This window comes from Bradyrhizobium symbiodeficiens (assembly GCF_002266465.3).
Taxonomy (GTDB): domain Bacteria; phylum Pseudomonadota; class Alphaproteobacteria; order Rhizobiales; family Xanthobacteraceae; genus Bradyrhizobium; species Bradyrhizobium symbiodeficiens.
Genome location: NZ_CP029427.2, coordinates 6,664,688 through 6,679,269, shown reverse-complemented (window position 1 = coordinate 6,679,269; position 14,582 = coordinate 6,664,688). Strand labels below are relative to the sequence as shown.

The following is a 14,582-nucleotide window of genomic DNA, read 5'->3' as shown; positions in this document are numbered from 1 at the left end:
GCGTCAGGCCGCCACCACCGCCGGGATCGGCAGCGTGGTCACGGACTTGATCTTCTCCATCGCAAAGCGCGAGGTGACGTTCTTCAGCGGCACGGCGCTGATCAGCTTCTTGTAGAACACGTCATAGGCCTGCATGTCGGCGACCACGACGCGCAGCATGTAGTCGACGTCGCCGGCCATGCGATAGAACTCCATCACCTCGGGCATCGCGCTGACGGCTTCGGCGAATTTCTTCAGCCAGGCGTCGGAATGATCGGAGCTTTCCACCGACACGAACACGGAGATGCCGAGCCCGATCTTGTTCTGGTCGACGAGGGCCACCCGCTTGATGATCACGCCATCGGCCTCCAGCCGCTGGATGCGCTTCCAGCAGGGGGTCGAGGACAGGCCGACGCGATCGCCGATCTCGGCGACGGACAGGGAGGCATCCTCCTGGAGCACCATCAGGATCTTGCGGTCGATGGCGTCGAGGCGGCGGCTGGTCTCGGGGATCGGGATGGCGATGTCGGTCATTTGAAGAACTTTGTTCCAATTCTGGGGCTGATTTCACTGATATAGAGAAAATCTTTCCCCGACAAGACCATAGTCTCGGCGCCTCCCTGGATTTGCTCTAGGGCCGTTCGCGCAAAAACTCTTCAACTTCAACGCGTTGGGGTGCAGCCATGCCGCCGCCATGGCGGGTGCATTTCAGTGCCGCGGCGGCCGCGGCGAATAGCAGCGCCCGCCGCACGTTGCCGCCCTCAGCGAGGCCAAGCGCGAAGGCGCCATGAAAGACGTCACCGGCGCCGAGCGTATCGACCGCATGGACGGGGAAGGCCGCAGTCTCCTCCAGCTCGCCTGTCTCGTTCAGCCAGATCGTACCAAGCGGACCGCGTGTCGCGGCAAGGAAGGCGGGCGTCAGCCTGGCCAGGCGCCGCAATGCCTTGCCGTCGTCGGCGATGCCCGCGGTCTCCTGCACCTGCTCGCTGGCGAACAGCAGATGTGAGGCGGCGGTCAGCAGGCCGTCCTGCAACGACATCGCGCGATCGACGCCGACGATGACGGCAATGCCGCGTCGCCGAGCCTCGGCGCAGAGGTCGCTGCAGAATGCACCGCAGCGGCTTTCGACGAGCAGGGCACGACAATCGGCCAGCAATTCGTCGGCCTTGGGCAGCTGCACGCCCCACAGGCCGGGATCGCGATAGATCGTGAGCGTCCGTTCGCCCGAAGCCTCGATCATGATCGCCGAAACCGGCGTGGTCACATCAGGCATGCGCACGATGTGGCTGGTGTCGATGCCCTCCTGCGCCATCTGCGCGAGGATGAAGCCGCTCGATGTCTCCCGTGCATCGCCCATGGGGCCAGCGAACGAGACGCGGCCGCCGAGCCGCGCAATCGCGATCGCAGCATTGAGCGCGTTGCCGCCGCAGAGCTCGGCGAGGTGGCTGGCGTTCGCCTTGCTGCCGCGCGCCGGCACGGCCGCGACCCGAAAGGTGAGGTCGCGCACGGGAATGCCGATGCAGAGGATGCGCGGCGCGATCCCGGATGCGGCCATCGGCGATCAGCTCTTGTCGTGCACCCAGCGGCCGAGCAGATGATGGGCGATGGCGAAGGGATGCGGACCGGCGAGCCCGTCCGGATGCGTCCGGGTCAGCATCAGGGCCGCCTCGTCGCGCGAGAACCAGCGCGCATCCTCCAGCTCCGAGTGATCGACGACGATGTCCTCGCTCACGGCCCGCGCGCTGCAGCCGATCATCAGCGACGACGGATAGGGCCAAGGCTGGGTCATGTAGTACCGCACGTCGGTGCAGCGAATGCCCGACTCTTCCAGGATCTCGCGGCGGACCGCGTCCTCGATGGTCTCGGCGGCCTCGACGAAGCCGGCGAGGCATGAATACATCCCTGCCGGAAACTGCTTCTGGCGGCCGAGCAGGCACTTGTCACCGGAGGCGACGTGCATGATCACGACTGGATCGGTGCGCGGAAAATGCTCGGCCTTGCAGGAAGGACACTCGCGCTTCCAGCCGCCTTCCTTCATCGCGCTGCGCGTGCCGCAATTGGCGCAATAGCCGTGGCGCTGGTGCCAGCCGACCATCGACTTCGCCATCGCGATCGCCGACAGCTCCTCGGGCGGGATCGCGCCCTGCATCGCCATGCCGCGCAGCTCGGTCACGGTGTAGTCCTCGCGGCCCACCAGCTTCTCGGCGGCCGCCTGCGACAGGCCCATGCCGAACATCGCGGCGCCGTCGCGCAAGCCTAAGAAGATCGTGCCGGGATTGGCGCCGCACTTCAGCGCCTCGTCGATCCCGAGCAGCGCGCGAATCTTGTCGCCCTCGCGCTTCACCAGCAGCGAGTCGCGATAAACGACATAGGCGCGCGAGGTCGGCTTCTGCTCCATCGCGAACAGCTTCTCGTCGTCACGGCGCAGATGCGCGGCGCGATCGAGGATGTTGGTGACGAAGGCCGGTTGTCCCAGCGGAAACGAGTCGAATGCTGACATTATCGTTCTTTCAACCCAACCAGATCTTGCGGCGAAGCGCGCTGATGAAATTCTGAACCTCTGCTGCGTCGTGCGCCAAGGGCTGCATCACGCCCCAGACCGGCCGCGGCCAAGCGGCGTCGCTGGTGCGGCGGGCGATGATGTGAACGTGAAGCTGCGGCACCAGATTGCCGAGCGCCGCGATATTGAGCTTGTCGCATCGGGTGATCTCCTTCAGCGCGCGCGAGACGCGGGAGATCTCCGTCATCAGCTGCGCCTGCTGCACCTCGTCGAGATCGATGATCTCGACGGCGTCAGTGCGCCGCGGCACCAGCAGCAGCCAGGGATAATGCGCGTCCTTGATGACCAGCACCTTCGACAGCGGCAAATCGCCGATGTCGATGGTGTCCTCTTTCAGACGGGAGTGCAGCGACCAGGCGGGTTCGGGCATGAACGTTTCCAGATGGCCCGATGGGGGCGGGCATGTTTAGCCCGACCATACGATACCGAGTCTGATTGGGGAAGGATGAGGCCACGCTGTCAGCGCATACTCGGTCGTCGTCCCGGACAAGCGGAGCGCAGATCCGGGACCCATAATCCAGGGAGTGGTTATTGCGCGAGCTGGTAACTCCGAGTCATCGCCAAACGCGATCCTGGGGTTATGGATTCCGGGCTCGCGCTGCGCGCGCCCCGGAATGACGAAACTACGCCTCCGCCAGCACCCGCGCATTGGCGCGGATCGAGGCTTCGCTGACGCGAATGCCGAGGCCGGGTCCATCGGGCACCACGACATGGCCGCCGCGGTTGGCGACGCGCTGTTCCAGCACGTCTTCGGTCAGCACGTGGTGCGGCATGTAGAATTCGCAGCCGAGCGAGATGCCCGGCGTCGCCGCGATCAGCTGCGTGCCGGCGGCAAGGCCAATGCCGCCTTCCCACAGCGTGCCGCCATAGCCGGGCAGGCCGGCGATGTCGGCGATGGCCATGATCGCCTGCGCCTCGAACAGGCCGCCGGCCTTCATCAGCTTGATCGAGACGGCGTCGGCCGCCTCGCGGCGCACCACCTCCATCATGTCGCGGCGGTCGAAGCAGCTTTCGTCGGCCAGCACGGGGGTTTCCAGAGCAGCGGTGAGCTGCGCCATCACGTCGAGATATTTGCGCGGCACCGGCTGCTCAATGAAGGTCGGCGCGAACTGCTCGACATCGCGCAGGATCTTGATGGCACCGAACGGTGCCAGTGCCTGGTTGTAGTCGACGCGAAGGTCGACCTTGTCGCCGAACTCGTTGCGGATCGCCTCGAGATGCTCGAGGTCCTCGCGATGCGGCTTCACGCCGGTCTTGACCTTGTAGATCACGTTCCCGTCCGGAACCATTTTCCGCATGCGTTCGAGATCGGCGGCGAAATCGGGATCGGCGATCGAGAAGGAGAGGGGAATGGTGTCGCGCACCCGGCCGCCGAGCAGGTCGGCGACCGAGAGTCCCGACGATTTGCCGACGATGTCCAGCAGCGCCATTTCGATCGCGACTTTCGCTTCGGCGTGCCCGACTAGCGCGCGGTCGAGCTCGGCCATCAGCGCGCGGATGCGGCGCACCGGCTTGCCGAGCACGATTGGCCTTAAATAAATGTCGAGCGCGGAGAACGCCGCTTCCGGCGTTCCCGTGAACACCTCCCACGGTGCCGCCTCGCCCCAGCCGATCACGCCGTCGCTGGAGGTGAGCTCGAGCAGAACGCGCTTCACCGTGCCCTTGACGTTGCCGACGCCCTGCAGGCGGGCCATCTTGATCGGGCTCTCGATCAAGAACAGCCTGAGGCGTTCGACGGTGGCTTCGGTCATGTCAGGCCTCCATTGACGTGCCAGACCTGGCCGGTGACGTAGGACGCCTTCAGCGATGCCAGGAAGGCGATGATCTCGGCGACTTCCTCCGGCCGTCCGCGGCGGCGCATCGGGATCAGCGCCTCGGTCGCGGCGATCTGCTCGGGCGACAGCCGGCTCTCGCTCGGTTTGTCCTTGACGATGAGGCCAGGCGCAACCGCGTTGACGGTGATGCCGTCGCCCGCGAGCTCGATCGCGGTCAGCCGCACCAACGCTTCCAGCGCGGCGCGGCTCGCGGCCGTCGCGGCGAAGGGCGCGAATTCGGGCCGGATCGCGTGCGCGACGAAGGAGGACACGGCGACGATCCGTGCATCTTGCCCTGCGCGCAGCTGCGGAAGTGCGGCAGCGACCATGCGCGTGAAGGCCAGCGCGGACTCGTCCATCGCCTGCCGAAACTGATCCGCCGGCGTGCCGATCGCGCTGCCGCGGCGGGCATGGCCGCCGACCAGGATCAATCCGTCGAGCCGGCTGAAGGCGACTTTCGCGGCGGCGACGGCGTCGGTGGCCGCGCTCTCCTCGGCGAGATCGCCAAGGCAGCTTGCCGCCACGGCGCCTTTCGCTTCGGCATCCGCTGCGGTGGCTTGAAGGCCTTCAGCGTTGGCGCGCGTATGGAGCAGCAGCCCGACGCCTGGCGCCGCCAGAACTTTGGCGGCGGCGCGGCCGATGCCGCTGGCGGCACCGGTGACGATATAGACGCGATTGATATTGGACATCACGATGCCGTTGTGGCCGGCGGCAGCGCGCCGGTGCGGTGGAAATGGCTGAGGAAGGCGCGTGTGGCGGCTTCCCTCGGGTTGTCGATCACCTGCCGCGCCGGGCCTTCCTCGACCACGATTCCGTCGCGCATGAAGATGAGGCGGTCGGCGACCTCGCGGGCGAACGCGATCTCGTGGGTCACGATCACCATGGTCATGCCCTCGGACGCCAGTTGCTGGATGACGGCGAGCACCTCGCCGACGAGTTCGGGATCGAGCGCCGAGGTGGCCTCGTCGAACAGCATCACGTCCGGCTCCATCGCGAGCGCACGCGCGATCGCGACGCGCTGCTTCTGGCCGCCGGACAGCGTCGCCGGATATTGATCCGCCTTCTCGGCAAGCCCAACCTTGACGAGCTGCGCGCGCGCGAGCTTCTCGGCGTCCGGCCTGGCCATGCGGCGAACCGTGACCGGTCCCTCCATCACGTTCTGCAGCGTCGTCATGTGCGGGAACAGGTTGAAGTGCTGAAACACCATGCCGGTGGTGGCGCGGAATCTTGCGAGTGTCTTTACGTCGGGCAGCTTCGCGCCTTCGCCGAACTGGAAGCGTGTATCGCCGACGCGAACGCTGCCACCATCCGGCGTCACCAGAAGATTAATGCAGCGGAGCAGTGTCGACTTGCCCGACCCCGACGGGCCGATCAAGGCCACGACGCCGCCCTTGGCGACGTCGAGGCTGATGTTCTTCAGGACCTCGTTGCTGCCAAAGCTCTTGCGAAGGCTGCGGATCTCGATTTTCGACGTGTCGCTCATTCGCCGACCGCCAGTCGCTTCTCGCCGCGCCGGACGAGGATGGTGAGCGGAATCAGGATCGCCGCATAGGCGACCGCGACGGCGGTGTAGGTCTCCAGCGGCCGGTAGCTGTCATGGGCGGCGACCTGGCTTTGATAGACCAGGTCGGGCACCGCCAACACCGAGACCAGCGAAGTGTTCTTGAACTGGATGATCGACTGGTTCATCAGCGCCGGGATCATGCGCTTGATCGCCTGCGGCAGCACGATGCGCCGCATGCTCTGGCCGGGCGTCATGCCGAGCGCGGCGCCGGCTTCGGACTGGCCGCGGTCGATCGAGATGATGCCGCCGCGGATGATCTCCGAATAGAACGAGCCGCCATAGAGCGACAGCGCCAGCGCGGAGGCCGTGATCGGCGTCATCTCGACGCCGGCGAGGATCGGCAGCGCGTAATAGAACCAGATCAGCTGCACCAGGATCGGCGTGCAGCGGAACGCCTCGATGAAGGTGAGCGCGAGAACACGCAACGCCTTGAAGCGCGAGAGCGTGCCGAACGCCCCGAGCAGGCCGAACAGCAGCCCGAGCACCACGATGACCACGGTGAAGCCGACGGTGACGCCAAGCCCGTTGAGGAAGAGCCAGCGATAGCTCCAGAGGATGCCGAAGTCCCACTGATACATGCGTGCTTTCTTGCTCACCTCTCCCGCTTGCGGGAGAGGTCGTATCGCATCGAAGATGCGATACGGGTGAGGGCTCTTTCCTCTGGGGAAGTCTTGCCAGCTGAGACACCCTCTCCCCAACCCTCTCCCGCAAGCGGGAGAGGGGGCGAAGCGGTGCGCCTCAATCGAGCCCGGCTCAAACTGATCTTACTTACAGCGAAACGCCCGGCGGAATGTCCGCTTCCGTCACACCCACCAGCTCCATGTTGGTGATGATCGCGTTGCGGATGAAGCCGAGGCCCTTGTTGAAGTCGATCCAGGTGTTGACGTAGTCGCGCCAGGTCTTGTCGGTCTCGCGGCGGAAGCCGGCATTCGAGGTCGTGGCGAAGATCGGCGTCGGCAGCACGAGCTGGCCGAGCGAGGGGTTCTTCTTCAGCACGGTCAGCGACAGCATGGTGATCAGGCACTGCGCGTCGACGCGGCCGGTCTGCAGCGCGGCGGTGGCATCGTCCGCGGTCTTGAGCCGCGTGATCTGCGCCTTCGGCGTCAGGCGGCTGACGACCTGGTCGTGCGAGGAGCCCTGGTCGACCGCGATCTTGATGTCGGGCGAGTTCAGCTCGGCCCAGCTCTTCGGCTTGAAGTCCTTCTTGCAGAGGATGCCGAAGGCATTGTTGAAGACGGGGACCGAGAAATCGACCACCAGCGCGCGCTTCGGGGTCGGGTTCAGGCCGAAGAAGATATCGATCTTGTTGGCCTGCAGGTCGAGCACCGAATTGCCCCAAGTGGTCTCGGTGATCTCGAGCTCGGCCTCCATGTCGTCGGCGAGCCCCTTGGCGATGTCGATGTAGAATCCCTTCCACTGGCCGCTGGAGAGATCCTTCATGTAATAGGGCGCGCCGCCGCCGACCGCGCCGATCCGCATCTTCTTGGTCCGGCGGATGCGGGCGAAGGTCGATTCGTTCTGATCGGCGGTCTGGGCCACGGCCGGCGAAGCCAGCGCGGCCGCGGTCATGGCGCCAAGCCCGACAATCGATGCAACATCACGACGTGTAACCATTGGGATCAATCGCTTTTCTGGTTGGGATAGGTTCCGGCAGGTTCATATCAAGGTCGCACTTTCAGTGAAAGCACAGCCTATCGGCTGGGCAGATCGCGAATTGCCCGGATGCTAGGCAGGCGCCGTCGATCAAGGGCGATAGCCGCTTGCTTTCCGCCCCTTTTGGCCCCAAATAGGGACCGGGAGATTGGCGGTGGACGAGCCACTCGCCAACCGGGTCAGGTCCGGAAGGAAGCAGCCCTAACGAGGTCCGGATCGGGTCGCTCGTCAGTCTCCTACTTGTTTTTCGAGCGAACCAGCGCCGGCGGCACCAGCCGCCAGCGCGCTCCTTTCCGCAAAGCCGGCCAAGAGACATTTCATTGCGGATCGACCGATGACCGACGCTGGCGCCCCTCCAAATCCCGACAGCGCCGGCCCGGCCGGCAACGCGCCTTACCGGGTGCTGGCGCGCAAATACCGTCCTTCCAGTTTCGACGATCTGATCGGCCAGGAGGCCGTGGTCCGCACCGTCTCCAATGCCTTCGAAACCGGACGGATTCCGCAGGCCTGGATCCTCACCGGCGTCCGCGGCGTCGGCAAGACCACCACCGCGCGTATCCTGGCCCGCGCACTCAACTACGAGATGCCGGATGGCTCGGTGACGGGCCCGACCATCCACATGCCGACGCTCGGCGTGCATTGCCAGGCGATCATGGAAAGCCGGCACATGGACGTGCTGGAGATGGACGCGGCCTCGCACACAGGCGTCGACGACGTCCGCCAGATCAATGACAGCGTGCGCTATGCGCCGGCCAGCGCGCGCTACAAGGTCTACATCATCGACGAAGTCCACATGCTGTCGACGGCGGCGTTCAACGCCTTCCTGAAGACGCTGGAGGAGCCGCCGGAGCACGCCAAATTCGTGTTCGCGACGACCGAGATCCGGAAAGTTCCGGTCACGGTGCTGTCGCGCTGCCAGCGCTTTGATCTCCGCCGCGTCGAGGCCGACGTGCTGATGAAGCACCTCGCCAATATCGCGGCGAAGGAAAGCGTCGAAATAGAGCCCGAAGCGCTCGGCATCATCGCGCGCGCCGCCGAAGGCTCGGTGCGCGATTCGCTGTCGCTGCTCGACCAGGCCATTGCCCATGCGGCCGGCACCGTGAAGGCCGATGCGGTCAGGCAGATGCTGGGGCTCGCCGACCGTACCCGCGTCATCGACCTGTTCGATTCGCTGGCGCGCGGCGACATCGCGGCCGCCTTCAAGGAGTTCCGCGACCAGTACGATGTCGGCGCCGATCCGATCGTCGTGCTCTCGGACCTCGCTGAATTCGTCAATTTCGTCACCCGCGTGAAGATCGTGCCCGCGACTGCCGACAACATCGCCTATGGCGAGACCGAGCGGGTGCGCGCGAAGGATTTTGCCTCGAAGATCTCGATGCGCGTGCTGTCGCGGATGTGGCAGATGCTGCTGAAGGGCATCACCGAGGTACAGGCCGCAACGCGGCCCGCAGCGGCGGCCGAGATGGTGCTGGTGCGCATCGCCTATGTCGCCGATTTGCCGACGCCGGACGAGGCGATCAGGATGCTGGAGCAGAACAGCGGCGGTTCGCCGGTCGCGAGCGGCGGCGGTGCCGGGCGCAGCAGCGCGTCGTCCGCGCCGGTTGCATCCGCATCGACCGTGTCCGCAGCGCCGGTTCGCATGCCGACATCATCGCCATCAGCGTTTGGCGGTGGCGCCCGGCCGCAGATGGTGGCGCCCGCGCCGGATCCGCAAGGTGCCGCGCCGCAGCTGCGCATCACGAGCTTCACCCAGCTCGTCGCGCTGGCCGGGCAGAAGCGCGACATCATGACCAAGAGCGCGCTCGAAGGCGACATGCGCCTCGTCCGTTTCGAGGAGGGCCGGCTGGAGGTCGCGCTCGAGCCCAACGCCTCCAAGTCGATGATCTCGGAGCTTGCGAGGAAGTTCGAGCAGTGGACCGGCCGTCGCTGGACCATCGTCGTGTCCAACGAGCAGGGCCAGCCGACGCTGCGCGCGGTGAACCAGGCCGCCAAACAGGAGCATGCGCGGACCGCCGAGGCCGATCCGCGCGTGCGGGAGGTGCTGTCGCGTTTCCCCGGCGCAAAGGTTGTCGAGGTCCGCAGGCTTGCCCCGGAGACGCCGGAGGCCAATATAAACGCGGACTATGGCAGCGACGATCCGCCCGACGGTTCCGACGGCGACGATCTCTGAGCCTAACTTTTTCCAAGGACGAGCACCGATGGCTGATTTTCTCGGCATGATGAAGCAGGCGGCGCAGCTGCAATCCAAGATGCAGGAGATGCAGGAGTCTCTGGCCAACGTGGAAGTCGAGGGCATCTCCGGCGGCGGCCTCGTCGCCGTGCGCATGACCGCGAAGATGGACGTCAAGGGCATCAAGATTGATCCCTCGCTGATGAAGGCGGAAGAGCGCGAAGTGCTGGAAGACCTGCTCGTCACCGCGCTCGGTGATGCGCGCCGCAAGGCGGAGACCGCGATGCAGGAGAAGATGCAGTCGCTGACCGGCGGGCTCGGCCTGCCGCCGGGGTTGTTCGGCCAGTAATATGGGCGCGGTTGCAGGTCCCGAAATCGAGCGGCTGGTGCAGCTTCTCGCGCGGCTGCCGGGCCTCGGTCCGCGCTCGGCGCGGCGCGCGGCGCTGCATCTGATCAAGAAGCGTGAAGCGCTGATGATGCCGCTGGCTTCGGCCATGCAGGTCGCGCTGGACAAGGTCCAGGTCTGCAAGACCTGCGGCAACATCGATACGCAGAATCCCTGCACCGTCTGCACCGATCCGAAACGCGATGACGCCATCATCGTCGTCGTCGCCGACGTCGCCGATCTCTGGGCGTTGGAGCGCGCCAATGCGACCCAGGGGCGCTATCACGTGCTGGGCGCGACATTGTCGCCGCTCGATGGTGTCGGCCCGCAGGATCTGACCATCGACGCGCTGGTCGCGCGCGCGCATGATGCGCAGGTGCACGAGATTATCCTGGCGCTGAATGCGACGGTCGACGGCCAGACCACGGCGCATTACATCACCGACCTCTTGCAGGACGCCAATGTGAAGGTGACGCGGCTCGCCCACGGAGTTCCCGTCGGCGGCGAGCTTGATTATCTCGATGAAGGTACGCTATCGGCTGCGATGCGGCAGCGCACCCTGTTCTAGGCATCCACACTTTACGGAACGGACGATATGACGAAACTTTTCGCCACACGCTTGGCTTTGGCCGCGACGATGATGCTGCTGGCGAACCCGGCCATCTCCGCGCAGCAGGACGATGGAGCGCCGCTGCCGTCCAAGCCCGGCAAGCCGATCAACACCGGCGAGGTGCTGTCGGGTGAGCTGACGGCATTGAAAGTGCGCGACGTCAAGAACGCCGGCAAGCGGATTGCGACCTACCAGATCACCTCCGAGCCGCGTCGCCTGCCGGCGCCGAACGGGCTGTGCAATCTCGAGACCGGGCCCGAGACCTTCCAGCTGGTCACCTCCAGCGACGCGCAGGCCGCGCAGCTGAAATCGTTCGTCGGCAAGGCGATCTCGGTCAAGGTCGACGAAGTCGCCTGCGCCAGCGATCCCGGCCAGATGAGCGAAGCCGTGATCACGAAGTGGAGCCTGATCAAGAAGCAGTAGGGGGCGGCGCGTCGACGAGCTGCCGTAGGGTGGGCAAAGGCGCAACGCGCCGTGCCCACGACCTGCTTCGGTTCAATACGTAGTCGTGGGCACGCTTCGCTTTGCCCACCCCACCCTACAAGACCGTCACACCCGCACCGGCCCCAACGCCTCGAAATGCCCGCGCCGCTGCAGCCAGGTCAGCAGCACCAGGCTCGGGATCGCCACCAGCACGCAGATCACGAAGAACATCGGCCAGCCGGTCGCGCTTGCGACATAGCCCGCACTCGACGACAGATAAGTCCGCCCCACCGCTGCGAGCGCGGTGAGCAACGCATATTGCGTTGCCGTGTGCAGCGGGTTCTGGCAGAGCGCCGAGAGGTAAGCCACGAAGATCACGGTGCCGATGGCGCTGGTGAAGTTCTCCGCGCAGATCGCGAGCGCCAGCGCCCATTGATTGGTGCCGACCATTGCGAGCCAGGCAAAGGACAAATTGGCCAGCGCCTGCACCACGCCGCCGATCCAGAGCGACATTGCCAGCGGATAGCGCCGCGCGACGAAGCCACCGGCAAACCCGCCGATCAGGGTCGCGGCGAGGCCGACGCCCTTCACGATCGCCGCATAATCGTTGCGGGTGAAGCCGAGGTCGATCACGAACGGCGCCGTCATCGTGCCCGAGAACGCATCGGTGAACTTGAACAGCACGACGAAGGCGAGCGCGGCGAGTGCGTCCTTGCGCGACAGGAATTCGGAGAACGCGCCGATCGCCGCGCTCAACACCCGCGCAAACGCGGTCTCGGTATGTGTCGCGGCTTCCGCCTGCGCGGATTGCGCCGGCTCGGTCGCGGCCAGCGCGGTGATCGTGCCGATCAGCACCATCGCGGCCATCACCATATAACCCCACATCCACGCCGACGTGCGGGTATGCCGGTGTCCTCGAAGCCCGAGACGATGAACAGCGCGCCCGCGGTCGAGACCAGCATGCCGATCCGGTAGGCCGCGACGTAAGCGGCCATGCCGGCCGCCTGCTCGCTCTCCGGCAGGCTCTCGACGCGGAAGGCATCGACCACGATGTCCTGCGTCGACGACGTCGTCGCCACCAGCAGCGCGCCGAGCGCGACATAGAACGGCGAGCGTGCCGGGTCGGTCATCGCCAGCAGCAGGATCGCGATGATCAGCAATAATTGCGAAAACACCAGCCAGCCGCGCCGGCGTCCGAACGCGCGGGTGAACAGCGGCACATGCAGCGCATCCACCAGCGGTGCCCACAGGAACTTCAGCGTGTAGGGCGTGCCGACCAGCGCGAACAGCCCGATGGTCTTCAGATCGACCCCGGCCTCGCGCATCCACACCAGCAACGTCGATCCCGACAGCGCCAGCGGCAGGCCGGAGGAGAAGCCGAGAAACAGCACGATCAGCACCCGCGGCTGCAGGTACACGGCAAGACTGTCGCGCCAGGAGGTCGCAGGAGCGGCGGTCGCGGCGGAGGAGGTCGCGTCGGGTGAGGTCATGGGACGATGTTAGCAGATTCTGGAGGCCGCTAGGAGGTGTAGCGGCCTTCTTCGCCGTCATCGTCCGCGAAGGCGGACGATCCAGTAACCACCAGCGTCTCGGTTCAATTACGACCGCCGCGGCATACTGGATGCCCCGCCCTCGCGGGGCGCGACAGTGTTACGGAGGTCCGGCTATCCCAGGATAAAGGTCGTCCCAGTTTGGATTGTCTTTCTCAATCAAACGGACCTTCCACGCCCTGTTCCACTTCTTGAGGCGCTTCTCTCTCTTGATCGCGTTCTCGGGATCGTCGAACTGCTCGAAATAGACTAACCTTGCGACATCATACTATTCTGTAAAGCTCTCGATGGCCTTCGACTTATGTTCGGCCACGCGACGAATGAGATCATTGGTTACGCCAATATACAGTGTGCCGCCAATCTTGTTGGCGAGGATGTACACGTAGTAGTGACGTGTGCTCATCTGCCGTCTCTCTCCGCCGTCATCGTCCGCGAAGGCGGACGATCAGTAAACACCAGCGTCACGGTTTAATCGCGACCGCCGCGGCGTACTGGATGCCCCGCCTTCGCGGGGCATGACAGCGTATTACAAAATCACTCTCCCGCTTGCAGCTTCCGCGGAAACAGCTCGGCCGGGCCCGTCGCCACCAGTTGCGGGCCTTCGGGCGCATCCGTCTTGCTGAAATCGAGCTCCTCGATCCGGCCCGCGCGCTTCTCGATCTTGTCGGCGGAGATCAGGATCTGGCGGACGTCCTCGTTCGCATCGGAAAAATGCTTCTGCAACTTGACCACGCGGTCGCGCAGACGTCCCAGATCGTCGCCGAGCTTGATGACTTCGGTCTGGATCTGGTCGGCGGCGTCGCGCATGCGCGCGTCCTTCATGATCTGCTGCATCACCTGGATCGCGAGCATCAGCAGCGAGGGTGACACCAGCACCACCCGGGCGCGATAGGCCTTCTGGATCACGTCGTCGAAGCCGTCATGGATCTCGGCGTAGACCGATTCCGACGGCACGAACATCAGCGCCATCTCCTGGGTCTCGCCGGTGATGAGGTATTTTTCGGCGATGTCGCTGACATGCTTCATCACGTCGCCGCGCAGCCGCTGGGTGGCGATCCGCTTCTCCTCGTCGGTGCGGGCGTCGTGCAGCGCCGTCATCGCCTCCAGCGGAAACTTCGCGTCGATGCAGAGCGGACGCTGGTCCGGCAGGAACACGACGCAGTCCGGCCGCTTGCCGGTCGAGAGCGTGAACTGGAACTCGTAGGCACCTTTCGGCAAACCGTCCTGGACGATCGCCTCCATCCGCGCCTGGCCGAAGGCGCCGCGCGACTGCTTGTTGGCGAGCACGTCGCGCAGGGTCGTCACCTGGGTGGTGAGATCGGTGAGGTTCTTGTGGGCGCTGTCGATGATGCCGAGCCGCTCGTGCAGCGCGCGCAGGCTTTCCATGGTGTTGCGGGTCGAATGCTCCATGGACTGGCCGACGCGGTGGGTGACCGAGTCCAGCCGCTCGTTGACCGCCCGCGCCATCTCGGCCTGGCGGCCCGCCAGCGTCTGGGTCATGGCGTCGACCCTTCCTGAGGATTCGCTCTGGGCGTGCAGCACCTGGCTCAGGCGCTCCTCGAGCTCGTCGGCCCGGATCGCGTGCGCCATTGCGAGTTCCGCGCCGCGCCGGCCCGAACGGGCGATCACGACGGCGATCGTCACCAGGAGGATGAGGACGAGGGCGCCAAAGCCGATCAGCGCATCGATCGTGCGCACCGGCCAGCCGCCGAGCATGAAAATGATCTCGTTCATGCCGACCGTTCTAGCCGATTCGCCGGTGTCCGCGAACGAATAGCGAACGCTTATGGTTAACCGCCCCCTAATTTTTATGGTTAACGAAACCTGAAAATTTATGGTTAGCGAAGGGTTAACGAGGTTCCCGGCCACATTGA

14 protein-coding genes, 1 other RNA gene and 2 pseudogenes are annotated in these 14,582 nt (G+C 65.2%); 5 read left to right on the top strand and 12 right to left on the bottom strand.

What is annotated here, in order from left to right; translation table 11 throughout:
* Positions 1-3: 3 nt before the first annotated feature.
* From CIT39_RS31550 to CIT39_RS31510, 9 genes are all read right to left on the bottom strand, one after another.
* Positions 4-513: an Lrp/AsnC family transcriptional regulator gene (locus tag CIT39_RS31550; protein ID WP_094976411.1), complete on the bottom strand. Its 510-nt coding sequence runs from the start codon at positions 511-513 to the stop codon at positions 4-6.
* Positions 514-610: 97 nt separating this feature from the next.
* Positions 611-1,534, bottom strand: coding sequence for a sugar kinase (locus tag CIT39_RS31545; protein WP_094976412.1), 924 nt, complete (start codon positions 1,532-1,534; stop codon positions 611-613).
* A gap of 6 nt (positions 1,535-1,540) precedes the next feature.
* Positions 1,541-2,479: an NAD(+) diphosphatase gene (nudC, locus tag CIT39_RS31540; RefSeq protein WP_094976413.1), complete on the bottom strand. Its 939-nt coding sequence runs from the start codon at positions 2,477-2,479 to the stop codon at positions 1,541-1,543.
* 10 nt (positions 2,480-2,489) lie between these two features.
* Positions 2,490-2,909 carry an HIT domain-containing protein gene (locus CIT39_RS31535; RefSeq protein ID WP_094976414.1) on the bottom strand — a complete coding sequence of 140 codons (420 nt, stop codon included), beginning with the start codon at positions 2,907-2,909 and terminating at the stop codon, positions 2,490-2,492.
* Positions 2,910-3,162: 253 nt separating this feature from the next.
* Complete coding sequence (locus CIT39_RS31530) at positions 3,163-4,290, bottom strand: muconate cycloisomerase family protein (protein WP_094976415.1); 1,128 nt, start codon at positions 4,288-4,290, stop codon at positions 3,163-3,165.
* Entirely contained in the window at positions 4,287-5,042 is a 756-nt protein-coding gene (locus CIT39_RS31525; protein WP_094976416.1) for an SDR family NAD(P)-dependent oxidoreductase, read from the bottom strand. Before CIT39_RS31525 ends, CIT39_RS31530 begins: the two co-directional genes overlap by 4 nt.
* Positions 5,042-5,836, bottom strand: a complete 795-nt coding sequence (locus CIT39_RS31520; protein ID WP_094976417.1) for an amino acid ABC transporter ATP-binding protein — start codon at positions 5,834-5,836, stop codon at positions 5,042-5,044. The genes CIT39_RS31525 and CIT39_RS31520 overlap by 1 nt, the downstream gene beginning before the upstream one ends.
* Entirely contained in the window at positions 5,833-6,495 is a 663-nt protein-coding gene (locus CIT39_RS31515; RefSeq protein WP_094976418.1) for an amino acid ABC transporter permease, read from the bottom strand. The genes CIT39_RS31520 and CIT39_RS31515 overlap by 4 nt, the downstream gene beginning before the upstream one ends.
* A gap of 190 nt (positions 6,496-6,685) precedes the next feature.
* Positions 6,686-7,531 (bottom strand): transporter substrate-binding domain-containing protein, encoded by an 846-nt coding sequence (locus CIT39_RS31510; protein ID WP_094976419.1) that lies wholly within the window; start codon positions 7,529-7,531, stop codon positions 6,686-6,688.
* 182 nt (positions 7,532-7,713) lie between these two features.
* Here CIT39_RS31510 and ffs point away from each other — a divergent pair.
* The 5 genes from ffs to CIT39_RS31485 all read left to right on the top strand — a co-directional run bounded on the left by ffs (position 7,714) and on the right by CIT39_RS31485 (position 11,158).
* An RNA gene (ffs, locus tag CIT39_RS31505) (signal recognition particle sRNA small type) lies at positions 7,714-7,810 on the top strand.
* Positions 7,811-7,904: 94 nt separating this feature from the next.
* Entirely contained in the window at positions 7,905-9,740 is a 1,836-nt protein-coding gene (locus CIT39_RS31500; RefSeq protein WP_094976420.1) for a DNA polymerase III subunit gamma/tau, read from the top strand.
* A 28-nt stretch (positions 9,741-9,768) separates the two neighbouring features.
* On the top strand, positions 9,769-10,089 hold the full coding sequence (locus CIT39_RS31495; RefSeq protein WP_092226848.1) for a YbaB/EbfC family nucleoid-associated protein: 321 nt from the start codon (positions 9,769-9,771) through the stop codon (positions 10,087-10,089).
* A gap of 1 nt (position 10,090) precedes the next feature.
* A complete protein-coding gene (recR, locus tag CIT39_RS31490) occupies positions 10,091-10,693 on the top strand; it encodes a recombination mediator RecR (protein ID WP_094976421.1) in 603 nt (200 codons plus the stop codon).
* Between the two features lie 27 nt (positions 10,694-10,720).
* The gene (locus CIT39_RS31485; RefSeq protein WP_094976422.1) at positions 10,721-11,158 is read left to right on the top strand and encodes a hypothetical protein; all 438 of its coding nucleotides are present in this window, start codon (positions 10,721-10,723) and stop codon (positions 11,156-11,158) included.
* 126 nt (positions 11,159-11,284) lie between these two features.
* Here the strand turns inward: CIT39_RS31485 and CIT39_RS31480 are convergent.
* The 3 genes and pseudogenes from CIT39_RS31480 to CIT39_RS31470 form a co-directional block, all read right to left on the bottom strand.
* Positions 11,285-12,648, bottom strand: a pseudogene (locus CIT39_RS31480) (AmpG family muropeptide MFS transporter).
* A 160-nt stretch (positions 12,649-12,808) separates the two neighbouring features.
* Positions 12,809-13,111, bottom strand: a pseudogene (locus CIT39_RS31475) (GIY-YIG nuclease family protein).
* Positions 13,112-13,242: 131 nt separating this feature from the next.
* Entirely contained in the window at positions 13,243-14,442 is a 1,200-nt protein-coding gene (locus tag CIT39_RS31470; protein ID WP_094976424.1) for a DNA recombination protein RmuC, read from the bottom strand.
* Positions 14,443-14,582: the final 140 nt, after the last annotated feature.